The organism is Chelativorans sp. ZYF759 (genome assembly GCF_012911015.1).
Taxonomy (GTDB): Bacteria; Pseudomonadota; Alphaproteobacteria; order Rhizobiales; family Rhizobiaceae; genus ZYF759.
On sequence record NZ_WVVV01000002.1, the window covers coordinates 82,458 to 102,569 of the forward strand.

Consider the following 20,112-nt stretch of genomic DNA (forward strand, 5'->3'; position numbering starts at 1 on the left):
CGTATCAGGCCGCCAGCGCCTTCTCGATCGCTGCGCGGTCGAGGCCCTTCAATCCGATAACCACCAGCCGCGTGCCGCGCTGCTCGCCGGCCTCCCAGGCGCGGTCGTAATAATGCGCCACGCGCGGGCCGACCGCCTGGACGAGGAGGCGCATCGGCTTGCCCACGACCTCGGCAAAACCCTTCACACGCAGGGCGTTTTCGGCTTCGGCCGCAGCCGACACCTTGCGCGCCAGTTCTTCCGGATCGGCGACCGCCGGCAGTTCGATGACGAAGGTGTCGAAATCGTCGTGTTCGTGGTCGAAGGCGCCGTCATGGCCGGTCTTGCGGTTCTCGATGTCGTCTTCGACCGCCAGACCCATGCCGAGCAGCACCGAGGCATCGACCTGGCCGTTGGCCGCCGGCACGATCTTGACGGCGCGGGCGAGATGGCCGGCGACACGCGCCTCGGCCCTTTTGCGCGCATCTTCATCGATCAGATCCGTCTTCGACAGCACGATCAGGTCGGCGCAGGCGATCTGGTCGTCGAACACCTCCTCCACGGGATCGTCGTGGTCGAGCGAATCGTCGGCTTCGCGCTGGGCGGCAAGTGCCTCCATGTCATGGGCGACGCGACCCTCGGCAAGCGCGACGCCATCGACCACGGCAACAACCCCGTCCACGGTCACCCGGCTCTTGATGTTCGGCCAGTTGAAGGCCTGGATCAGCGGCTTGGGCAATGCCAGGCCCGAGGTCTCGATCAGGATGTGGTCGACCTTCGGCTCGCGCGACAGGATGAGGTCGAGCGCCGGCGCGAAATCATCGGCCACGGTACAGCAGATGCAGCCATTGGCGAGTTCCACCACATTCTCTTCCGGGCAGGCCTCGATGCCGCAGCCCTTGAGGATATCGCCGTCCACGCCGACATCGCCGAACTCGTTGACGATCAGCGCCAGGCGCTTGCCATTTGCGTTTTCGAGCACGTGGCGGATCAGCGTCGTCTTGCCCGAGCCGAGAAAGCCGGTGACGACGGTGCAGGGCACGCGGGAAAGCGAAGCGGTCATTTCTGCTCCTTGAGCATGGAAAGAGGGGGAATGCGCGAAATGAGGCCGCGCTTGAGGCAGTCGGGCCGGCCGCGCCAGGGAATGAGGCCATTGTCGGATGTCTGGAAGAGGCGCGCGCCCTCGATGAGGTCGCCGGCATTCTCGAGCGTCAGGTCACCGAAGACGTAGGACCAGCCGCCATCCTTCACCAGCGCGGCCGAAAGCCGGCGCTTGCAATTGCCGAGGCATTCCACGCTCTCGACGCGGATGGAGCGATCATCATTGGCGGCGCGCACGGCCTCGCCCAGCCTTTCGCCGGGCCGCGGGCGGGTGTCGGAGCCATCTTCCGCGCGGCATGACGAGCACACCATGACAGTGACGATGTCAGCCGGCGCAGGCACCGGCGTCTCGTCGGGCACGGCCGAATCGGCCGGGTCGGTATTGAAGGTCAATTCGCGTTCTCCTTGCCCGGGTCACCCGCCAGGCGTTTCAGGATTGCACTCGTGACGGCAGGTCTCCTGGCTCGCGGGTCTCAGCTTTCGGGCCGCCTTCCCGGGTGAAAACCCAGTGGCTGTCGGCCGAAAGCTCGCCGCTCACAGTTGCGGGGACAGCTACGGAATTGGGCAAGCCCGCACCGTATTCCCTCTTAGCCCCGACCTTTGGAGGACGGGGACCGTCATCACCGCATTTAGGCCGCGCCTGCCGACCGTGTCAACGCGACGCAAGACGGGTTCCCGAGCGCGCCGAATTGCTTTACCCTCCCGCTCGTGTCGGTTCCCGAAAGGGACCAGAGGGAACGCGGTGAGGATTTCTGATCCAATGCCGCGGCTGCCCCCGCAACTGTAAGCGGCGAGCTTGCCCCAGATGCCACTGGAATTTCGATTCCGGGAAGGCGGGGCGGAAGCGCTGAACCGCGAGCCAGGAGACCTGCCGGCACGAAGACTGGGGACAAACGGCCCTCGGGTGGAGGGCGAAAGGATATTCACATGAACACCGCTTCCAGAACGCTATCGGCATCTGCTTCATCGCAGTCGCGCATTTTGCAGCTCGCCTTCGCTGGCATGCTCGGCATCTTCATCGTCGGTTTTTCGGGCTTTGCTCACATCGACGCTGTGCACAACGCCGCGCACGACTACCGCCATTCCATGGGCTTTCCCTGCCACTGACGCGCGCGAGCGGAGCTTTCCAATGACCATCTTTCGAAACGTCGTGTTCGTCGCGGCGCTGGCCGGGCTTGTGGCCGGACTTGCCATGAGCGCTATGCAGTTTTTCGCCACCACGCCGCTGATCGTCGCGGCCGAGGAATTTGAGGGAATGGAGGTCGCGCCAGCGCCGGCCGCCGCGCCTTCTGTCCAAGACCACGATCATGGTCACGCCCACGCCTCCGACGACGCCCACGCCCATGAGGATGACCACGGCCACAGCCATTCGGGCTGGGTGCCGGAAGACGGCTTCGAGCGCGAAAGCCTGACCGTTCTGGCCAATGTCGTCACCGCGGTCGGGTTCGGCCTGATGCTGGTGGTTGCCGCCGAACTGGCCGGCGGCATCCAGTCCTGGCGACAGGGTATCTATTGGGGCTTTGCCGGTTTTGCCGTGTTCACCCTTGCGCCGGGTCTTGGACTGCCGCCCGAACTGCCGGGCATGCCGGCGGCCGATCTCTTGCCCCGACAGATCTGGTGGGTGGCGACGGTTGCGGCCACGGCAGGCGGTCTGGCGCTGATCGCATTCGGACGCAATGCGGTTCTGGCGATCTTGGGCGTGGCGCTGATCGTCGCGCCCCATGTCGTCGGCGCCCCGCAGCCCGTAAGCCACGAATCGTCCGTGCCGGTTGAATTGCACAGCCAGTTCGTGACGGCTGCCACGCTGACGAGCCTTGTGTTCTGGGTGGTCCTGGGCGCCATGGTGGGCGTCTTGCGGGGTCGCTTCGCCGACCCCGTTGCAGGTGCGGAGCAGGGCAGCCTTGCCTGAGACCTCGCGCCTGACGCTGGTTCTGGGCGGCGCCCGCTCCGGCAAGAGCAGTCACGCGGAAGGGCTGGTGACGGCCCTTCCTGCGCCTTGGCTCTATCTCGCCACCGCCGAGGCCTGGGACGAGGAGATGCGCGCGCGCATCGCGGCCCATCAGGCGCGCCGCGGGGAGGGCTGGAGGACGATCAACGCGCCCTTGCAATTGGCCGATGCGCTCGACCAGATCGATCCGGGCGTCCCGGTCCTGATCGACTGCCTGACGCTCTGGCTGTCCAACCACATGCTGGCGGAAAACGATGTCGAGGCCGAAAGCGCGCGGCTGGTGGACCTGTTGGCGCGACCGCGCGGGCCTTGGTTCGTGGTCTCCAACGAGGTGGGGCAGGGCATCGTGCCCGACAATGCACTCGGGCGCCGTTTCAGGGACGCTCAGGGGCGTCTCAATCAGATGGTCGCGGCCCGAGCCCACGACGTGCTGCTGATGGTCGCTGGCATTCCCATGAAGGTGAAGTGATGACCGAAATCGACGAGACGCAAGCCGCGCGCCACCGCGCCAAGATGGCCAAGCGCAAGGCGGTCCAGGATGCGGAAGTTGCGGAAAAGAAGATCGAGAAGGGCCTTTTGATCGTCAACACCGGTCCGGGCAAGGGCAAGTCGACCGCCGCCTTCGGCCTGGCGCTCCGGATGCTCGGCCATGGGCGGCGGGTCGGTGTCGTGCAGTTCGTGAAGGGCGCCTGGCACACCGGCGAGAAGGATGCGCTGGAGCATTTCGGCGATCTGGTCACCTGGCACACCATGGGCGAGGGCTTCACCTGGGAGACGCAGGATCTGGCCCGCGACATCGCGGCCGCCGAAGCCGCCTGGGCCAAGGTGCGTGACCTGATGGCCGACGAGACGATCGCGCTGATCATCCTAGACGAACTCAACATCGCGCTGCGCTACGAATACCTGCCGCTGGCGGAGGTCGTGGCCCAGTTGCAGGCGCGTCGGCCCGATCTCCACGTCGTCGTCACCGGACGCAACGCCAAGCCGGAACTCATGGAGGCCGCCGATCTGGTCACCGAGATGGGTGCGACCAAGCATCATTTCAAAGCCGGCGTGAAGGCGCAGCAGGGGATCGAGTTCTGATGGCTCGCAATGGTCGGAGCGCCGCCCTATCTCTGGCCTCTGAATATCAAGCTTGTTGGAACCTCTTTGATGAAATCAACCCCCGTTGCCTATCTCTTGCTGTTGCTCGGGCTCGTCGGCTTCTGCGGACTGCACCGCTTCTACACGGGCCGCTTCAAGACCGGCCTCCTGTGGCTGCTGACGCTCGGCCTGCTCGGCATCGGGCAGATTATCGACATCTTCCTGGTGCCCTCCATGGTCCGCGAGGCCAATCTGGAACATCGCGTCGACAATCTGGAATCGCGCCGCGGCTGATTGATCCCGCGGCCGGGGCCTGCCCATGAGCCGCGCCATCATGTTCCAGGGCACCGGCTCCGATGTCGGCAAGTCCCTGGTGGTGGCAGGCCTGGCCCGCGCGCTCGCCAATCGCGGCATGAGTGTCGCGCCCTTCAAGCCCCAGAACATGTCGAACAACGCCGCCGTCACGGAAGATGGCGGCGAGATCGGCCGCGCCCAGGCGCTTCAGGCACGGGCGGCGAAGGTCCCGCTCACCGTCCACATGAATCCGGTATTGCTCAAGCCGCAGAGCGAGGTCGGCGCGCAGATCGTCGTGCAGGGCAGGGTCTGGGCAACGGCGAAGGCGGCCGAGTACCAGGGCATCAAGCCGCAACTGATGCCAGCCGTGATGGACAGTTTCGCGCGCATGAAGGCATCCGCCGATATCGTTCTCGTCGAAGGCGCGGGCAGCGCGTCGGAAACCAATCTGCGGGTCAATGACATCGCGAATATGGGATTCGCCGAGGCCGCCGACATTCCCGTCGTGCTGATCGGCGACATCGACCGGGGCGGGGTGATCGCCAGCCTCGTCGGCACCAAACAGGTGGTTTCACAAGCCGACGCCGCGCGCATCGTGGGCTTCATCGTCAACCGGTTCCGCGGCGACCCGGCTCTGTTTGCCGATGGCATGACGGAAATCGCGCGGCAGACCGGCTGGCACGCCTTCGGCCTGCTGCCTTTCTTCACGGACGCCGCAAAGCTGCCGGCGGAAGACGCGCTGGCGCTGAGTTATGGCAATGGCGCGGGACGGAAAGGGGCGAGGGTGAAGATCGTCGTGCCGATCCTGCCCCACATCTCCAATTTCGACGATCTCGACCCGCTCGAAGCGGAACCGGAGGTCGAACTGGTCAAGGTCCGGCCGGGCGGGGCGCTGCCGGGCGACGCCGATCTCGTGCTCCTTGTCGGCTCCAAGGCCACGATCGCCGATCTGGAAGCCTTTCGGGCCGCCGGCTTCGATATCGATCTGGCCGCCCACATCCGGCGCGGCGGGCAGGTGCTGGGCCTGTGCGGCGGTTACCAGATGCTCGGCCGGTCGATTGCCGATCCTCAAGGCGTGGAGGGGCCGGCAGGCACGGTCGCGGGGCTCGGCCATCTCGACGTCGAGACGGTGCTGACGGGCGAAAAGAGCCTCGTCTCGGTCAAGGGGACAAGCACCGACGGCGCCCCCTTTGCCGGCTACGAAATGCATATGGGTCGCACGACGGGCGAAGATTGCGGGCGTCCCTTCGCGCATCTGTCTGACGGCAGGCCGGACGGCGCCGTCTCATTGTCGGGACGCGTCACGGGGACCTATGTCCACGGCCTTCTCGCCGATGACGCACAGCGCAATGCGTGGCTGAAGCGGCTTGGCGCGCCATCATCCGATCTGGCCTATGAGGCGGGCGTGGAGGCCGCGCTGGACGGGCTTGCGACCCATGTCGAGGCGCATCTCGACGTCGACGGGATTATCGCCAATGCGAGATGACGTAGAGCGCCAGGCCACCGATCAGCGCGATCAGCAGCCAGTCGGCGATCCGGAACAGCCGCAGCGCGCGCCGGATGTCGGCCGCCGTCGCCTCACGCCTGCCGCCTTCGCCCATCAGCGCGTCGTCCACCACGTCACCGCCATAGACGCGCGGACCGGCCAGTGCCAGCCCGAGCGCGCCGGCCATGGCGGCCTCCGGCCAGCCGGCATTGGGCGAGCGGTGGCGGTGCGCGTCGCGCCAGATGGCGGCCCACCCAGCTGCCGGATTGGCGCCCGGCATCAGGATCGCCGCCACGACCAGCAGGAGCCCGGTCAGCCGGGAAGCCGGCAGATTGACCAGGTCGTCGAGACGTGCGGCCGCAAAGCCGAAACGGGCGTGGCGCGGCGTCCTGTGCCCGATCATGCTGTCGGCCGTGTTGATCGCCTTGTAGGCGGCGGCCCCTGGAAGGCCGGCCGCGACCATCCAGAAGGCGGGCGCCACCACGCCGTCGGAGAAGTTCTCCGCCAGGCTTTCGATCGCCGCGCGCGACACGCCGGCCTCGTCCAGCGTCTCGGGATCGCGGCCGACGATCATCGACACCGCCTTGCGCCCGCCGTCGAGCCCGTCGGTTTCCAGCGCAGCGGCCACCGCGGCCACATGGGCCTCCAGGCTTTTTTGCGCGATCAGGCTGGAAGCCAGCACCGCCAGCAGGAGCAGGCCGATCAGGTGCCAGCCGAGCGCCCAGTGAAGTATGAGGGCCGGCACGACGGCGGCCAGCACGATGACCAGAAGCGCCTCGAACCCGCGCCGGCGTCGCAGGTCGGGCGGATCGGTCTCCTTGTTCCACTCCCGGTCGAGACGCGCTATCAGCGCGCCGATCCACATGACCGGATGACCGATCGCGTCCACCAGACGCTGCGGATAGCCGACGAAACGCTCGAAGATCAGGGCGCAGAAGGTGAGAAGAACGGACATGGCTGAAGCCGGGGCGTGGAGGGCGGCGGTTGAAGACCATGGCGGCAGCATCGAGAGGGCGCGGCTGCGCTTTCCCGGCGCACCCGAACCCCTCCTCGACCTGTCGACCGGGATCAACCCGCATGCCTACAGGTTTTCGCTCCTGCCCGCCACCGCCTGGACGCGGTTGCCCGAGCAGGGGCGCCAGCGCCAGCTGGAGGAAACCGCGGCCGCGGCTTACGGCGCGCCATCGGCCGACCATGTCGTGGCGGCACCGGGCACGCAGATCCTCCTGCCCTTGGTGGCCGGTCTCGTCGCGCCCGGCCACGCCCGGGTGCTGGGACCTACCTATGCCGAGCATGCCCGTGCCGCAGCCCTTGCCGGGCATGCGGTCGAGGAGGTATCCACCTTCGACTCCCTGTTCGGTGCCGATCTCGCCATCGTCGTGAACCCCAACAATCCCGACGGGCGTCTTTCCTCTCGCGACAGGCTCCTGCAGTTGGCTGCCGAAATGAGGGCGAGGGGCGGGCTGCTTGTGGTCGACGAGGCCTTCATGGATGTCGGGACTGTTTCCGAAAGCCTGTGTGGCGATGTCGGCCAGGAAAACATCGTCGTCCTGCGCTCGTTCGGGAAGTTCTTCGGTCTCGCCGGCCTGCGGCTCGGTTTTGCCGTATTGAATCCCGAAATTGCTTCACGGCTCGCGGGCCTGTTCGGTCCGTGGTCGGTCTCGGGCCCGGCGCTGGAGATCGGCATCGCCGCGCTGGGCGATACCGCCTGGCGCGACGCGATGGTGGCGCTGCTTGAAGCCCATGCCGCCCGACTCGACGCCTTGCTGGCGCATGCCGACATTAAGGTTCAGGGCGGCACGAGCCTCTACCGGTATGTGGAATTCGACGACGCGCCGCATTTCTTCGATCATTGCGGCCATCGTGGCATAGCGCTGCGCGACTTTGCCGGCAGGCCGCGTGCCCTACGTATCGGTCTGCCGGGCGCCGAACCCGACTGGAGCCGTCTCGCGAGAGCACTCGATGAGTGGAAGGAGGCCACGCCATGATCCATGTTTCCCCGCGCTCCCGCCTGGAGGACACACTTGCCGCCTGTCGGGCGGAAAGGCTGATCACGCTTTTGCGCGAAGGCAGCGACTTCGTCCGCCCCGAGATCATCGAGGCGCCGAACTTCCTGCTGCTTTCCATGCACGACATCGTGGAGGAACGCGACGGTATGACTGCCCCGGCTTCCCATCACGTCGAGGCGCTGCTGGCTTTTGCCGAGGCATGGGACCGTAAGCGTCCGCTTGCCATCAACTGCTATGCGGGCATCTCGCGGTCGACGGCGGCCGCCTACATCATCGCCTGCGCCCTTGGGCCCTCGCGCGACGAGGAGGAACTCGCCGCCACCCTGCGCGGCCTGTCGCCCTCGGCCACGCCCAACATCCGGCTGGTCTCTCTGGCCGACGATATTCTCGGTCGTCGCGGCCGCATGACCGCGGCCATTCGCGGCATCGGCAGGGGAGCGGAGGCATTCGAAGGCGAGCCGTTCGTACTGAATCTCGCGGCGTCGCCGGAGAATGGATTTTCTGACGCGTGATAAGTTATTGAATATCAAGAGGAATATTATTCCTCTTTGATCGCCCGGCCCTTGGTCCTGGTGCGGTCCATCCGCCCCTTCGCGATGGCTGAGCGCAGGGCAACTGGCCCGACAGACAGCCCTGTCGACATTGCCTGCCGGCATGGCTTTCGCTAAGAGGGCCGCAGCTTCATTTCACGCAAGGGAAACGACCGACATGACCGCAATCGTCGACATCATCGGCCGCGAGGTTCTGGACAGCCGCGGCAATCCCACAGTCGAAGTCGACGTGGTTTTGGAGGATGGCTCGATGGGCCGCGCCATGGTGCCTTCCGGGGCCTCCACGGGCGCCCATGAGGCGGTCGAACTGCGCGACGGCGGTGAGCGATACCTGGGCAAGGGCGTCGAACAGGCCGTCGATGCCGTCAATGGCGAGATCTTCGAGGCCATCGGCGGCATGGAAGCCGAGGACCAGATTCACATCGACCGCACCATGATCGAGCTGGACGGGACGCCCAACAAGAGCCGGCTGGGCGCCAACGCGATTCTCGGCGTGTCGCTCGCGATCGCCAAGGCCGCCGCCGAAGCGGCCGACCTGCCGCTCTACCGCTATGTGGGCGGCGCAAGTGCGCATGTGCTGCCGGTGCCGATGATGAACATCCTCAATGGCGGCGCCCATGCGGACAACCCGATCGACTTCCAGGAATTCATGATCATGCCGATCGGCGCCGAGAGTTTTCGCGAGGGCCTGCGCTGGGGAGCCGAAATCTTCCACACGCTCAAGAAGGGCCTCAAGGACGCCGGCCACAATACGAATGTCGGCGACGAGGGTGGTTTCGCCCCCAACATCAAGAGCGCGGAGGCCGCGCTGGATTTTGTCATGAGCTCCATCGAGAAGGCCGGCTACAAGCCGGGCGAGGAGATCGCCATCGCACTGGACTGTGCGGCGACTGAGTTCTTCAAGGGCGGCAATTACGTCTACGAAGGCGAGAACAAGACCCGCAATCCCAGGGAGCAGGCCGAATATCTCGCCAGGCTGGCGGCCGACTACCCCATCATCTCCATTGAGGACGGCATGTCCGAGGATGACTGGGACGGCTGGAAGGAACTCACCGAACTCGCCGGCGACAAGGTCCAACTCGTCGGGGACGACCTGTTCGTCACCAATTCGGCGCGCCTGCGCGACGGCATCCGCATGGGCGTCGCCAATTCCATCCTCGTCAAGGTGAACCAGATCGGCACGCTGACCGAGACGCTGGATGCGGTCGAGACGGCGCATCGCGCCGCCTACACGGCGGTGATGTCGCATCGCTCTGGCGAGACCGAGGACTCCACCATTGCCGACCTCGCCGTCGCCACCAATTGCGGGCAGATCAAGACCGGCTCGCTCGCGCGCTCCGACCGGCTGGCCAAGTACAATCAGCTGCTTCGCATCGAGGAGGAATTGGGTCGCCAGGCAGCCTATGCTGGTCGATCGATCCTCAGGGATCGATCGGTCCGGTAACGCGCCATTAAGCATGGCGTGGCAGAAAGGCGGGAGTAACGCGTATCCGGATTCCCCGCCCATGTGGACCCGCCATCACAAGAACAGAAGGACCGGCGCTCTCATCGTGCCGGTCTTGGCCGTGTGCTTCCTCACCTATTTCGGTTTTCACGCCTATCACGGCGACTACGGCATCTATTCCAAGTACCGGCTCGAGGATCGCATCGTGCATCTGAAGCGCGACCTCGCCTCGGTCGAGAAGCGGCGGGTGGAACTGGAACGCCGCGTGCGGCTGCTGCATGACGGAACGATGGAGCGCGACATGCTGGACGAGCATGTCCGTCGCGCCCTCAACATGGGCCATCCCGACGACGTCATCATCATGCGCAACCAGCTCAACTGATTAACTGAAATCCAGTTAATCACTCTTTTCCTCAACCGATTTAGTGGCTTAGCTGCATGGAAGCCATGCGCTTTTGCGCATGGCTAAGCGCTCGGCTCCATGCTAGCTTTTCTTCCAACGGGCGCGGCCTCGGCCACGCGCATGTCCGCGAAGAGACATCACAGGGAGAAACACCGCATGGCGACAGCCGCGAAGAAGGGCACCGGTCGGGCAAAGCCGCAGGGCAAGGCCGACAGCCAGGTCAAGACACCGGCGCCGGTCGAATTTTCCAAGGAAGACGAACTCCAGGCCTATCGCGACATGTTGCTGATCCGCCGCTTCGAGGAGAAGGCCGGCCAGCTCTATGGCATGGGGTTCATCGGCGGCTTCTGCCACCTCTATATCGGCCAGGAAGCGGTTGTCGTAGGCATGCAGATGTCGCTGAAGGAAGGCGACCAGGTCATCACCGCCTATCGCGATCACGGTCACATGCTGGCAACCGGCATGAGCCCGCGCGGCGTCATGGCTGAGCTCACGGGGCGCCGCAGCGGCTACTCCAGGGGCAAGGGCGGCTCGATGCACATGTTCTCCAAGGAGAAGAATTTTTACGGCGGCCACGGCATCGTCGGCGCCCAGGTGCCGCTCGGCACGGGGCTCGCCTTTGCCAACCGCTACCGCGACAACGACAATGTCTCGCTCACCTATTTCGGCGACGGCGCGGCCAATCAGGGCCAGGTCTACGAGAGCTTCAACATGGCAGCCTTGTGGAAGCTGCCGGTCGTCTACATCATCGAGAACAACCGCTACGCGATGGGCACCTCCGTTCAGCGTTCCTCGGCCGAGACCGATTTTTCGCATCGCGGCGCCTCCTTCAAGATTCCCGGCATCCAGGTGGACGGCATGGACGTGCGCGCGGTGAAGGCTGCCGGCGACATGGCGGTCGAATGGTGCCGTTCGGGCAAGGGGCCGATCATCCTCGAGATGCAGACCTACCGCTATCGCGGCCATTCCATGTCGGACCCCGCGAAATACCGCACCAAGGAAGAAGTCCAGAAGATGCGCTCCGAGCAGGACCCCATCGAGCAGGTCAAGGCGCGCCTTCTGGAGGCCAAATGGGCCAGCGAGGACGAATTGAAGGCAATCGACAAGGAGGTGCGCGAGATCGTCGCCGATTCGGCCGATTTCGCCCAGGCCGATCCCGAGCCCGATCCGTCGGAGCTCTACACCGACATTCTGCTTTAAGGGGGAGGGCGCTTCATGCCGATCGAAATTCTCATGCCCGCGCTCTCGCCGACCATGGAAGAGGGCAATCTGGCCAAATGGCTGAAAAAGGAAGGTGACGCCGTCGCCCCCGGCGACGTGATTGCCGAGATCGAGACCGACAAGGCCACGATGGAAGTCGAAGCCGTCGACGAGGGAACCATCGGCAAGATACTCGTTGCCGAGGGCACCGAGGCGGTCAAGGTCAACACGCCCATCGCGCTGCTCCTGCAGGAGGGCGAGAGCGAGGCCGACATGGACAAGCAGTCGGCATCAGGCAAGTCCGAGGCCGGCCAGCCATCGTCGGATGAGCCCGAGCAGGCCAAGGACGCCGCCGGCGGCAAGGCGCGCCAGGCCGAGGACGAGCCCAGCGCCGACAAGGATGCAGCCAGGGCGCCGGCCGTGCCCAAGGCGGACGTGGCCTCCGATCCCGATATCCCGGAAGGCACCGAGATGGTGCCCACCACCGTGCGCGAGGCACTTCGCGATGCCATGGCCGAGGAGATGCGCCGCGATGGCGACGTCTTCGTCATGGGCGAGGAGGTGGCCGAATATCAGGGCGCCTACAAGATCACGCAGGGACTGCTGCAGGAATTCGGCGCCAAGCGGGTCGTCGACACGCCGATCACCGAGCACGGCTTCACCGGCGTCGGCGTCGGCGCCGCTTTTGCCGGCCTGAAGCCGATCGTCGAATTCATGACCTTCAACTTCGCCATGCAGGCAATCGACCAGATCGTGAATTCCGCCGCCAAGACGCTCTACATGGCCGGCGGCCAGATGGGCGCGCCGATCGTCTTCCGCGGACCGAACGGTGCCGCGGCTCGCGTCGGTGCCCAGCACTCGCAATGTTATGCCGCCTGGTACGGCCATATTCCGGGCCTGAAAGTCGTCATGCCCTACACGGCCGCCGATGCGAAGGGCCTGCTCAAGGCAGCCATCCGCGACCCCAACCCGGTCATCTTCCTGGAAAACGAGATCCTCTACGGCCAGACCTTCGACGTGCCGAAGATGGACGATTTCTTGCTCCCGATCGGCAAGGCGCGCATTCACAAGACGGGCAAGGATGCCACCATCGTCTCCTTCGGCATCGGCATGACCTATGCGGTCAAGGCCGAGGAGAAGCTGCGCGAAATGGGCCTCGACGTCGAGATCGTCGATCTCAGGACCATCCGTCCGATGGACCTGGATACCGTCATCGAGTCGGTGAAGAAGACCAACCGGTTGGTCACTGTCGAGGAAGGCTTCCCGCAATCCTCGGTCGGCGCGCATATCGCCAGCCAGGTCATGCAGCGCGCCTTCGACCATCTCGACGCGCCGGTCATCACGATCACCGGCAAGGACGTGCCGATGCCCTACGCGGCCAATCTCGAAAAGCTGGCCCTGCCGAACGTGGACGAGGTCGTCGAGGCGGTGAAAGCCGTCACTTACAGGGATTGAGGGAGGGCTGAGCCATGCCGATCAACATCACCATGCCCGCCCTGTCGCCCACCATGGAGGAGGGCAACCTCGCCAAATGGCTGGTCAAGGAGGGGGATTCGGTCGCGCCGGGCGACGTGATCGCCGAGATCGAGACCGACAAGGCGACCATGGAGGTCGAGGCCGTCGACGAGGGCACGGTGGCCAAGCTGCTCGTACCGGCAGGCACCGAGGGCGTGAAGGTCAATGCCGTGATTGCGGTGCTGGCCGAAGAGGGCGAGGACGTGAAGGCTGCCGCCAGTGCGGGCGGAAAAGCCGAGGCCAAGCCGGAGAAGACCGAGATGCCATCCTCCCCCCCTGCGGGGGAGGTGTCGACGAAGTCGACGGAGGGGGATGGTGCCACTTCGCTGCCCGGCAGCAAGGAGCAAGCTGAACCCGCCAAGTCCAATGGCGCCGCCGCCAGTCCTTCTGAAAAGCCGGTTGCCAGGGACGAGGGCGCGCGCATTTTCGCCTCGCCGCTCGCCCGCCGCATCGCCAAGGACGCCGGCATCGACGTGTCGGCCATCTCGGGTTCGGGACCGCGCGGTCGCGTGGTCAAGGCCGATGTCGAGGCGGCCGCCAAGGGCGGAGCTCCGAAGGCCGCTCCGGCCGCAGAGAAGGCGGCAGCTGCGCCAGCACCCGCCCCGCGCGCCATGTCGGACGATGCGGTGCTGAAGCTGTTCGAGGAAGGCTCCTACGAGCTCGTGCCGCATGACAGCATGCGCAAGACCATCGCCCGCCGGCTGGTCGAGGCCAAGTCGACCATCCCGCATTTCTATCTCACGCTCGACTGTGAGCTCGATGCGCTTCTCGCGCTTCGCAAGCAGATCAACGACGCGGCACCCTCCCGCAAGACGGAGAAGGGCGAGGAGCCTGCCTACAAGGTGTCGGTCAACGACATGGTCATCAAGGCGATGGCCCTGGCGCTGCGCGACGTGCCCGACGCCAACGCCTCCTGGACCGAAGGCGGCATGCTCAAGCACAGGCATTCCGATGTCGGCGTCGCCGTCTCCATTCCCGGCGGCCTGATCACGCCGATCGTGCGCCGCGCCGAGGAAAAGACGCTGTCGGCGATCGCCAACGAGATGAAGGATCTTGCGGGACGTGCCCGCAACAAGCGCCTGAAGCCCGAGGAATATCAGGGCGGCACGACGGCGGTCTCCAATCTGGGCATGTTCGGCATCAAGGATTTTGCCGCCGTCATCAACCCGCCGCATGCCACCATCCTGGCCGTCGGCGCGGGCGAACAGCGCGCGGTGGTGAAGAACGGCGCCGTTGCGATAGCGACCGTCATGTCGGTAACGCTGTCGACCGACCACCGTGCCGTCGACGGCGCGCTGGGCGCCGAGCTGCTCTCCGCCTTCAAGCGCTACATCGAAAACCCGATGGGGATGCTGGTCTAAGCCGCTTCCCAACCCTCCCCTTGCGGGGAGGGTGGTCGCGCCCTCGAGGACTCCAGATGAAAACCATCCTCTGCTATGGCGATTCCCTGACCTGGGGTTACGACCCGGAGGGACCGGGGCGCCATGCGCTGGCCGACCGCTGGCCATCGGTGTTGCAGGCGACCCTCGGCGAGCGGGCGATCGTCGTGGCGGAAGGCCTCAATGGCCGCACCACCACTTTCGACGATCACGCAGGCCCCGCCGAACGCAATGGCGCGCGTACCCTGCCGACGCTGCTGGCCAGCCACGCGCCGCTTCACCTCGTCATCATCATGCTCGGCTCCAATGACATGAAGCCGTGGATTGCGGGCAGGGCGGTCGTGGCCGCCAAGGGCATGCGCCGGCTGATCGAGATCGTGCGGACCCACCCATGGTCGCTCGGCGCCGAAACGCCGGAAATTCTCGTCGTCGCGCCCCCGCCCATGGTCGAGACGGGTGATCCCGATTTTGCAGCCGCTTTCGAGGGCGGTGTCGAGCAGTCGCACATGCTGGGCAGCCTCTATGCCGATCTCGCCGACGAATTGGGCTGCGGCTTCTTCGATGCCGGCTCGGTGGCGAAGGCCTCGCCGGTCGACGGGGTGCATCTCGACGCGAAGAACACCCGTGCCATCGGGAAGGGTCTGGAACCGGTCGTGCGCATGATGCTGGGATTGTGAGCGTGGCGTTGATGCCGATCAAGGAGGTGTGATGGCGGCGGGCTAAGCGTGGAGACGGCAACGAGAGGAGTCGTTTTTCCATGTCCCACACCCCGCATGAACTGGCCGAGGAATTTCCCGAACATGTCGACAGGATCCGTGATCTCAAGTCGTCCGACGGGCATTTCGCCAGGCTGTTCGACGAATATCACGAGGTGAACCGTGCGGTTCATCGCGCCGAGACCAAGGTTGAGCCGACCGACGACATGCATCTTGAAGAGATGCGCAAGAGCCGGATGCGGCTGAAGGACGAGATATACGGAATGCTGACCGCGTAATCTGGCTGCGGCTGCATTCCGTCTCCGAGGGCAAAGGCCCGCATGGAAAAGGGAGCAAGCCGTGGCAGACAAGAGCTACGACATCATCATCATCGGCGGCGGACCGGGTGGCTATGTCGCCGCCATCCGGGCGGCGCAACTCGGTATGAAGACCGCGGTCGTGGAGCGCGAGCATCTTGGTGGCATCTGCTCCAACTGGGGCTGCATCCCCACCAAGGCGCTCCTGCGCTCCGCCGAAGTGATGCATTTCGCCGAGAATGCCAGTGATTACGGCCTGAAGCTCGACGGCACGATCTCGCCCGACGTCAAGGCCGTGGTCGACCGCGCGCGCAGCATTGCCCAGCGCATGAATGGCGGCGTCGGCATGCTGATGAAGAAGAACAAGGTCGACGTGATCTGGGGCGAGGCGAAATTCGTCAAGGCCAACGAGATCAAGGTGTCGAAGCCGTCCAAGAAGCCGATGGAGCCGGCCGCGCCGGCGCCGAAGAACACGCTGGGCGAGGGCACCTATTCCGCCAAACACATCATCGTGGCGACGGGCGCCCGCCCGCGCGTGCTGCCCGGCATCGAGCCGGACGGAAAGCTGATCTGGACCTATTTCGAGGCCATGGTCCCGGCCGAAATGCCCAAATCGCTGATCGTGATGGGGTCAGGGGCCATCGGCATCGAATTCGCCTCCTTCTACCGCACCATGGGAGCGGAGGTGACGGTCATCGAGATGATGCCCAACATCATGCCGGTCGAGGATGCCGAGATCTCCAAATTCGCCCAGAAGCGGCTGGAGAAGCAGGGCATGAAATTTATGCTCGAAGCCAAGGTCGCGAAGGTCGAGAAGGGCTCGAACTCCGTCACCGCCCATGTCGAGACCAAGGACGGCAAGGTCCAGCAGATCACCGCCGACCGGCTGATCTCGGCCGTCGGCGTGCAGGGCAATGTCGAAAACCTCGGCCTGGAAGAGATCGGCGTGAAGCTCGAACGCGGCACGATCGCCATCGACGAATGGTGCCGCACCAGCGTCGAGGGCGTCTATGCGATCGGCGACGTCGCCGGCCCGCCGATGCTGGCCCACAAGGCCGAGCATGAGGGCGTGATCTGCGTCGAGAAGATCGCCGGCGAGAAGGGTGTCCATCCGCTCGACAAGGCACTCGTGCCCGGCTGCACCTATTGCCACCCGCAGGTGGCCTCCGTCGGCCTGACCGAGGCGAAGGCCAAGGAAAAGGGCCACGACATCCGCGTCGGCCGTTTCCCCTTCGTCGCCAACGGCAAGGCGGTCGCACTTGGCGAGGACCAGGGCCTGGTCAAGACCATCTTCGACAAGAAGACGGGCGAGTTGCTGGGCGCCCACATGGTCGGCGCGGAAGTGACCGAACTCATCCAGGGCTTCGTCGTCGCCATGAACCTGGAGACGACAGAGGAAGAGCTGATGCACACGATCTTCCCGCATCCGACCCTGTCGGAGATGATGAAGGAAAGCGTGCTGGATGCGTATGGGAAGGCGCTGAATATGTGAGAGTTCACCGCCGGTCCGGGTGGTTACATCCGGACCCGACAGAGCCTATATGGCTCGAAAGAGAAAACGGCACCGAAACATGGTCACTGTCCTCGACAACACGACACACAAGCCGCGCCCCCGGCATCCGGAAAAGGCGCATCGGCCCGACACCGAGATCCAGCGTAAGCCGGACTGGATCCGCGTGCGCGCTCCGGTCTCCAAGGGCTATCTGGAAACCCGCGAGATCGTGAAGTCGCACGGGCTGGTCACTGTCTGCGAGGAGGCCGGCTGCCCCAATATCGGCGAGTGCTGGGACAAGAAGCACGCCACCTTCATGATCATGGGCGAGATCTGCACTCGCGCCTGCGCCTTCTGCAATGTGGCGACCGGCATTCCCGCGCCGCTCGATCGCAGCGAGCCCGAGCAGGTGGCCCGCGCCGTGGCCAAGATGGGTCTCAACCACGTCGTCATCACCTCGGTCGATCGTGACGATCTCGACGATGGTGGCGCGCAGCATTTCGTCGAGGTGATTGAGGCGATCCGCAAGGCAGCCCCCGGCACGACGATCGAGATTCTCACACCCGACTTCCTGCGCAAGCCCGGTGCTCTCGAAAGGGTGGTCGAGGCTCGCCCCGACGTCTTCAACCACAATCTGGAAACCGTGCCATCCAGGTATCTGAAGGTCCGGCCCGGCGCGCGCTATTTCCACTCGATCCGGCTCCTGCAGCGGGTCAAGGAACTCGACCCCACCATGTTCACCAAATCCGGAATCATGGTCGGGCTTGGCGAGGAGCGAAACGAGGTCCTGCAATTGATGGATGATCTGCGCACCGCCGATGTCGACTTCATCACCATCGGCCAGTACCTGCAGCCGAGCCGCAAGCACCACCCGGTGATGAAGTTCGTCACACCGGAAGAGTTCAAGGGCTACGAGACCACCGCCTATTCCAAGGGCTTCCTGATGGTCGCCTCGAGCCCGCTGACCCGCTCGTCGCATCACGCGGGCGAGGATTTCGACCGCCTGCGCGCCGCGCGCCAGGCCAAGCTCGCGCTCTCGGCCTGACGACATGCCCCAATACGAAACCACCCGCCGGGTCGCCCATTCGCCCGAGCACATGTTCGCGCTGGTGGCGGATGTCGAGCAATACCCGCAATTCCTGCCCATGTGCGAGGCGCTGTCGGTGCGCTCGCGTCGGGAACGGGAGGGCATCACCCTGCTCGTCGCCGACATGACCGTCGGCTACAAGGCCATCCGCGAGACTTTCACCAGCCAGGTGGTGCTCAGGCCGGACAAGAACCTGATCGACGTGCGTTATGTCGATGGCCCGTTCCGGCATCTGGAAAACCGCTGGACCTTCGAGCCGAAGGAGGGCGGCGGCTGCCTGGTCCATTTCCACATCGACTACGAGTTCAAGAGCCGCATCCTCGGCGCGCTGATGGGTGCCATGTTCGACCGCGCCTTCCGCAAATTCGCCGAAGCCTTCGAAAAGCGCGCCGACGAGGTCTACGGCCGTCAGGCGGCGACGAGTTAGGGGCGGCGACCTGCCGCTTGCGACAAGAGATCCAGCGCGAAACGTGTGGCGGCTGCCCTGATGGCGGCGCGGCCTTCGTCCGGGAAGAGCATGCGATGCGCCTGCGCATCCTCGCCCCGCACTGCCACCGCGAACCAGACCAGCCCGACAGGCTTTTCGTCCGAGCCCCCGCCAGGACCGGCAATCCCGGTGATCGAAACCGCGATGTCGCCATGCGAACGGGCGAGCGCGCCTTGGGCCATTTCGCGGGCCGTCTCCGCCGACACCGCTCCATGGGCCGCGAGTGTCTCCTCGCCGACACCAAGCAGTTCCTGCTTGGCTTCGTTGGAATAGGTCACGAAGCCCCGCTCGAACACGTCGGAGGAGCCGGCGATGTCGGTCAGCGCGGCCGCCACCATGCCGCCGGTGCAGGACTCGGCCGCGACGATCTTCATGCCCTTGGCGCGGCAGGCATCGAGGACGGTTCGGGCCACGACCTCTGTCGGGCTCATTCCGGCAGGCTCCCGGGATAGGCGACGGAGGCGGTGGCGATGGCGGCGATTCCTTCCTGGCGGCCCAGGAAGCCCAGGCCCTCATTCGTGGTCGCCTTCACCGAAACGCGGTCCGGCGCGATGCCCAGCATGGCGGCCATGGCGGCGACCATCTTTTCCCGGTGCGGCCCGATCTTGGGCGCCTCGCAGATCAGGGTCACGTCGGCATTGGCGATGCGCCCGCCCTTCTGCCGCACGATCCGCGCCGCCGCTTCCACGAAGATGTGCGAGGCAGCACCCTTCCACTGCGGATCCGAGGGCGGGAAATGCGTGCCGATGTCGCCCGCCCCGCAGGTAGCCAGCAGAGCGTCGGTGAGCGCATGGAGTCCCACATCGGCATCCGAGTGGCCATCGAGCCGCCGGTCATGCGGGATGGCGACGCCGCACAGCGTGACATGGTCGCCCGGCGCGAAGCGATGGACGTCGTAGCCATTGCCTGTCCGGATGTCCGGAAAGGCCGGCGCGGCACCGTTCAGCCTTGTGTCGGCCATGTCGATATCCCTTGCCCAGGTCAGTTTCACATTGTCGGCGGAACCCGCCACGAGGCGAACCGGAAGGCCGGCCCATTCGGCGATCGCGGCGTCGTCGGTGAAATCCTCGCGCCCCTCGGCATGGGCACGCTCATGGGCGGCCAGGATGGGTGCGAAGGGAAAACCCTGCGGGGTCTGGGCCGCGAAGAGGCCGCTGCGGTCGACGGTACGCGCCACCAGCCCGTTCTCGCCCGTCTTGAGCGTGTCCGACACGGGCAGGCAGGGCAGGGCGCCGGACTGCGGCCCGATCGCCTCCACGACCCGGTCGATCAGCGCCGCATCCACGAATGGCCGTACCCCGTCATGGATGAGCACGGCATCGAGGCCGCGATCGGCGAGCTCCAGCATGGCGAGTCGGGTCGAGGCCTGGCGGGAAGCGCCGCCGGGCACCGCGACCACGTCATCGCCGAAGTCGGCAGCCGCCGTCGCGAAGTGCTCGCCGTCGTCGGGATGGATGGCGACGGCCACGGCCGAGATGGCCGGATGGGCGAGAAACGCCTGAAGCGTATGGCGCAGGACGGGCTGGCCGCCGATGCGCCGGTATTGCTTCGGCCCTTCCGTGGTGGCGCCGGCGCGTTCGCCGCGTCCCGCCGCCACGATCACCACTCCGATCCTCGCCGCCATGGTTTCCTTGCGCCTTGC

23 protein-coding genes and 2 riboswitches are annotated in these 20,112 nt (G+C 65.5%); of the genes, 18 read left to right on the forward strand and 5 right to left on the reverse strand.

The features are described 5' to 3' along the window. Positions 1-4 precede the first annotated feature (4 nt). A complete protein-coding gene (cobW, locus tag GRZ55_RS04270; protein ID WP_169285668.1) occupies positions 5-1,042 on the reverse strand; it encodes a cobalamin biosynthesis protein CobW in 1,038 nt (345 codons plus the stop codon). Beyond that, on the reverse strand, positions 1,039-1,392 hold the full coding sequence (locus GRZ55_RS04275) for a DUF1636 family protein (protein WP_169286003.1): 354 nt from the start codon (positions 1,390-1,392) through the stop codon (positions 1,039-1,041). Before GRZ55_RS04275 ends, cobW begins: the two co-directional genes overlap by 4 nt. Positions 1,393-1,511: 119 nt before the next feature. After that, a riboswitch (cobalamin riboswitch) is annotated at positions 1,512-1,714 on the reverse strand. 61 nt (positions 1,715-1,775) lie between these two features. Next, positions 1,776-1,971: riboswitch (cobalamin riboswitch) on the forward strand. Positions 1,972-2,007: 36 nt separating this feature from the next. Here GRZ55_RS04275 and GRZ55_RS04280 point away from each other — a divergent pair. The 6 genes from GRZ55_RS04280 (at position 2,008) to GRZ55_RS04305 (ending at position 5,891) form a co-directional block, all read left to right on the forward strand. Continuing rightward, a complete protein-coding gene (locus GRZ55_RS04280) occupies positions 2,008-2,187 on the forward strand; it encodes a CbtB domain-containing protein (protein WP_169285669.1) in 180 nt (59 codons plus the stop codon). Between the two features lie 22 nt (positions 2,188-2,209). Continuing rightward, positions 2,210-2,989 carry a CbtA family protein gene (locus GRZ55_RS04285; RefSeq protein ID WP_169285670.1) on the forward strand — a complete coding sequence of 260 codons (780 nt, stop codon included), beginning with the start codon at positions 2,210-2,212 and terminating at the stop codon, positions 2,987-2,989. Next, on the forward strand, positions 2,982-3,497 hold the full coding sequence (gene cobU, locus GRZ55_RS04290; protein WP_169285671.1) for a bifunctional adenosylcobinamide kinase/adenosylcobinamide-phosphate guanylyltransferase: 516 nt from the start codon (positions 2,982-2,984) through the stop codon (positions 3,495-3,497). The genes GRZ55_RS04285 and cobU overlap by 8 nt, the downstream gene beginning before the upstream one ends. Beyond that, positions 3,497-4,111: a cob(I)yrinic acid a,c-diamide adenosyltransferase gene (cobO, locus tag GRZ55_RS04295; RefSeq protein WP_169285672.1), complete on the forward strand. Its 615-nt coding sequence runs from the start codon at positions 3,497-3,499 to the stop codon at positions 4,109-4,111. Before cobU ends, cobO begins: the two co-directional genes overlap by 1 nt. 69 nt (positions 4,112-4,180) lie before the next feature. Beyond that, positions 4,181-4,405, forward strand: a complete 225-nt coding sequence (locus GRZ55_RS04300; RefSeq protein WP_169285673.1) for an NINE protein — start codon at positions 4,181-4,183, stop codon at positions 4,403-4,405. Positions 4,406-4,430: 25 nt separating this feature from the next. Then, the gene (locus GRZ55_RS04305; protein WP_246734514.1) at positions 4,431-5,891 is read left to right on the forward strand and encodes a cobyric acid synthase; all 1,461 of its coding nucleotides are present in this window, start codon (positions 4,431-4,433) and stop codon (positions 5,889-5,891) included. On the opposite strand, the gene cbiB is transcribed toward GRZ55_RS04305, so the two are convergent. Beyond that, the gene (gene cbiB / locus GRZ55_RS04310) at positions 5,872-6,846 is read right to left on the reverse strand and encodes an adenosylcobinamide-phosphate synthase CbiB (protein WP_169285674.1); all 975 of its coding nucleotides are present in this window, start codon (positions 6,844-6,846) and stop codon (positions 5,872-5,874) included. The two genes, GRZ55_RS04305 and cbiB, sit on opposite strands and share 20 nt — an antisense overlap. On the opposite strand from cbiB, the gene cobD reads away from it, so the two are divergent. The 12 genes from cobD (at position 6,845) to GRZ55_RS04370 (ending at position 18,410) form a co-directional block, all read left to right on the forward strand. Further along, the gene (cobD, locus tag GRZ55_RS04315; RefSeq protein ID WP_169285675.1) at positions 6,845-7,879 is read left to right on the forward strand and encodes a threonine-phosphate decarboxylase CobD; all 1,035 of its coding nucleotides are present in this window, start codon (positions 6,845-6,847) and stop codon (positions 7,877-7,879) included. The genes cbiB and cobD overlap by 2 nt on opposite strands. Next, positions 7,876-8,412: a tyrosine phosphatase family protein gene (locus tag GRZ55_RS04320; RefSeq protein ID WP_169285676.1), complete on the forward strand. Its 537-nt coding sequence runs from the start codon at positions 7,876-7,878 to the stop codon at positions 8,410-8,412. Before cobD ends, GRZ55_RS04320 begins: the two co-directional genes overlap by 4 nt. A 196-nt stretch (positions 8,413-8,608) precedes the next feature. Further along, positions 8,609-9,895 (forward strand): phosphopyruvate hydratase, encoded by a 1,287-nt coding sequence (gene eno, locus GRZ55_RS04325; RefSeq protein ID WP_169285677.1) that lies wholly within the window; start codon positions 8,609-8,611, stop codon positions 9,893-9,895. Between the two features lie 61 nt (positions 9,896-9,956). Further along, entirely contained in the window at positions 9,957-10,277 is a 321-nt protein-coding gene (locus GRZ55_RS04330) for a septum formation initiator family protein (RefSeq protein WP_169285678.1), read from the forward strand. A gap of 177 nt (positions 10,278-10,454) precedes the next feature. Further along, on the forward strand, positions 10,455-11,498 hold the full coding sequence (gene pdhA / locus GRZ55_RS04335) for a pyruvate dehydrogenase (acetyl-transferring) E1 component subunit alpha (RefSeq protein WP_169285679.1): 1,044 nt from the start codon (positions 10,455-10,457) through the stop codon (positions 11,496-11,498). A gap of 15 nt (positions 11,499-11,513) precedes the next feature. Next, positions 11,514-12,953 carry a pyruvate dehydrogenase complex E1 component subunit beta gene (locus GRZ55_RS04340; protein WP_169285680.1) on the forward strand — a complete coding sequence of 480 codons (1,440 nt, stop codon included), beginning with the start codon at positions 11,514-11,516 and terminating at the stop codon, positions 12,951-12,953. 14 nt (positions 12,954-12,967) lie between these two features. Beyond that, positions 12,968-14,374 carry a pyruvate dehydrogenase complex dihydrolipoamide acetyltransferase gene (locus GRZ55_RS04345; RefSeq protein ID WP_169285681.1) on the forward strand — a complete coding sequence of 469 codons (1,407 nt, stop codon included), beginning with the start codon at positions 12,968-12,970 and terminating at the stop codon, positions 14,372-14,374. A gap of 56 nt (positions 14,375-14,430) precedes the next feature. Further along, positions 14,431-15,069 carry an SGNH/GDSL hydrolase family protein gene (locus GRZ55_RS04350; protein ID WP_169285682.1) on the forward strand — a complete coding sequence of 213 codons (639 nt, stop codon included), beginning with the start codon at positions 14,431-14,433 and terminating at the stop codon, positions 15,067-15,069. 80 nt (positions 15,070-15,149) lie between these two features. Continuing rightward, on the forward strand, positions 15,150-15,386 hold the full coding sequence (locus GRZ55_RS04355) for a YdcH family protein (RefSeq protein ID WP_169285683.1): 237 nt from the start codon (positions 15,150-15,152) through the stop codon (positions 15,384-15,386). Between the two features lie 61 nt (positions 15,387-15,447). Continuing rightward, on the forward strand, positions 15,448-16,896 hold the full coding sequence (lpdA, locus tag GRZ55_RS04360) for a dihydrolipoyl dehydrogenase (RefSeq protein WP_169285684.1): 1,449 nt from the start codon (positions 15,448-15,450) through the stop codon (positions 16,894-16,896). A 79-nt stretch (positions 16,897-16,975) separates the two neighbouring features. Beyond that, positions 16,976-17,941, forward strand: coding sequence for a lipoyl synthase (gene lipA / locus GRZ55_RS04365; RefSeq protein WP_169285685.1), 966 nt, complete (start codon positions 16,976-16,978; stop codon positions 17,939-17,941). A gap of 4 nt (positions 17,942-17,945) precedes the next feature. Continuing rightward, positions 17,946-18,410, forward strand: coding sequence for a type II toxin-antitoxin system RatA family toxin (locus GRZ55_RS04370; RefSeq protein ID WP_169285686.1), 465 nt, complete (start codon positions 17,946-17,948; stop codon positions 18,408-18,410). Here GRZ55_RS04370 and GRZ55_RS04375 read toward each other — a convergent pair. Both GRZ55_RS04375 and GRZ55_RS04380 read right to left on the reverse strand, forming a co-directional pair. Further along, entirely contained in the window at positions 18,407-18,901 is a 495-nt protein-coding gene (locus GRZ55_RS04375) for a CinA family protein (RefSeq protein WP_169285687.1), read from the reverse strand. The two genes, GRZ55_RS04370 and GRZ55_RS04375, sit on opposite strands and share 4 nt — an antisense overlap. Then, positions 18,898-20,094 carry a bifunctional 2-C-methyl-D-erythritol 4-phosphate cytidylyltransferase/2-C-methyl-D-erythritol 2,4-cyclodiphosphate synthase gene (locus GRZ55_RS04380; protein WP_169285688.1) on the reverse strand — a complete coding sequence of 399 codons (1,197 nt, stop codon included), beginning with the start codon at positions 20,092-20,094 and terminating at the stop codon, positions 18,898-18,900. Before GRZ55_RS04380 ends, GRZ55_RS04375 begins: the two co-directional genes overlap by 4 nt. Between the last annotated feature and the right edge of the window lie 18 nt (positions 20,095-20,112).

Excerpts from the sequence above, each read along its gene's own strand:
- cobW (WP_169285668.1), bottom strand. The coding sequence starts at position 1,042 with ATGACCGCTTCGCTTTCCCGCGTGCCCTGCACCGTCGTCACCGGCTTT.
- GRZ55_RS04275 (WP_169286003.1), bottom strand. The coding sequence starts at position 1,392 with ATGGTGTGCTCGTCATGCCGCGCGGAAGATGGCTCCGACACCCGCCCG.
- GRZ55_RS04280 (WP_169285669.1), top strand. The coding sequence starts at position 2,008 with ATGAACACCGCTTCCAGAACGCTATCGGCATCTGCTTCATCGCAGTCG.
- GRZ55_RS04285 (WP_169285670.1), top strand. The coding sequence starts at position 2,210 with ATGACCATCTTTCGAAACGTCGTGTTCGTCGCGGCGCTGGCCGGGCTT.
- cobO (WP_169285672.1), top strand. The coding sequence starts at position 3,497 with ATGACCGAAATCGACGAGACGCAAGCCGCGCGCCACCGCGCCAAGATG.
- GRZ55_RS04300 (WP_169285673.1), top strand. The coding sequence starts at position 4,181 with ATGAAATCAACCCCCGTTGCCTATCTCTTGCTGTTGCTCGGGCTCGTC.
- GRZ55_RS04305 (WP_246734514.1), top strand. The coding sequence starts at position 4,431 with ATGAGCCGCGCCATCATGTTCCAGGGCACCGGCTCCGATGTCGGCAAG.
- cobD (WP_169285675.1), top strand. The coding sequence starts at position 6,845 with ATGGCTGAAGCCGGGGCGTGGAGGGCGGCGGTTGAAGACCATGGCGGC.
- cbiB (WP_169285674.1), bottom strand. The coding sequence starts at position 6,846 with ATGTCCGTTCTTCTCACCTTCTGCGCCCTGATCTTCGAGCGTTTCGTC.
- GRZ55_RS04320 (WP_169285676.1), top strand. The coding sequence starts at position 7,876 with ATGATCCATGTTTCCCCGCGCTCCCGCCTGGAGGACACACTTGCCGCC.
- eno (WP_169285677.1), top strand. The coding sequence starts at position 8,609 with ATGACCGCAATCGTCGACATCATCGGCCGCGAGGTTCTGGACAGCCGC.
- GRZ55_RS04330 (WP_169285678.1), top strand. The coding sequence starts at position 9,957 with ATGTGGACCCGCCATCACAAGAACAGAAGGACCGGCGCTCTCATCGTG.
- pdhA (WP_169285679.1), top strand. The coding sequence starts at position 10,455 with ATGGCGACAGCCGCGAAGAAGGGCACCGGTCGGGCAAAGCCGCAGGGC.
- GRZ55_RS04340 (WP_169285680.1), top strand. The coding sequence starts at position 11,514 with ATGCCGATCGAAATTCTCATGCCCGCGCTCTCGCCGACCATGGAAGAG.
- GRZ55_RS04345 (WP_169285681.1), top strand. The coding sequence starts at position 12,968 with ATGCCGATCAACATCACCATGCCCGCCCTGTCGCCCACCATGGAGGAG.
- GRZ55_RS04350 (WP_169285682.1), top strand. The coding sequence starts at position 14,431 with ATGAAAACCATCCTCTGCTATGGCGATTCCCTGACCTGGGGTTACGAC.
- GRZ55_RS04355 (WP_169285683.1), top strand. The coding sequence starts at position 15,150 with ATGTCCCACACCCCGCATGAACTGGCCGAGGAATTTCCCGAACATGTC.
- lipA (WP_169285685.1), top strand. The coding sequence starts at position 16,976 with ATGGTCACTGTCCTCGACAACACGACACACAAGCCGCGCCCCCGGCAT.
- GRZ55_RS04370 (WP_169285686.1), top strand. The coding sequence starts at position 17,946 with ATGCCCCAATACGAAACCACCCGCCGGGTCGCCCATTCGCCCGAGCAC.
- GRZ55_RS04375 (WP_169285687.1), bottom strand. The coding sequence starts at position 18,901 with ATGAGCCCGACAGAGGTCGTGGCCCGAACCGTCCTCGATGCCTGCCGC.
- GRZ55_RS04380 (WP_169285688.1), bottom strand. The coding sequence starts at position 20,094 with ATGGCGGCGAGGATCGGAGTGGTGATCGTGGCGGCGGGACGCGGCGAA.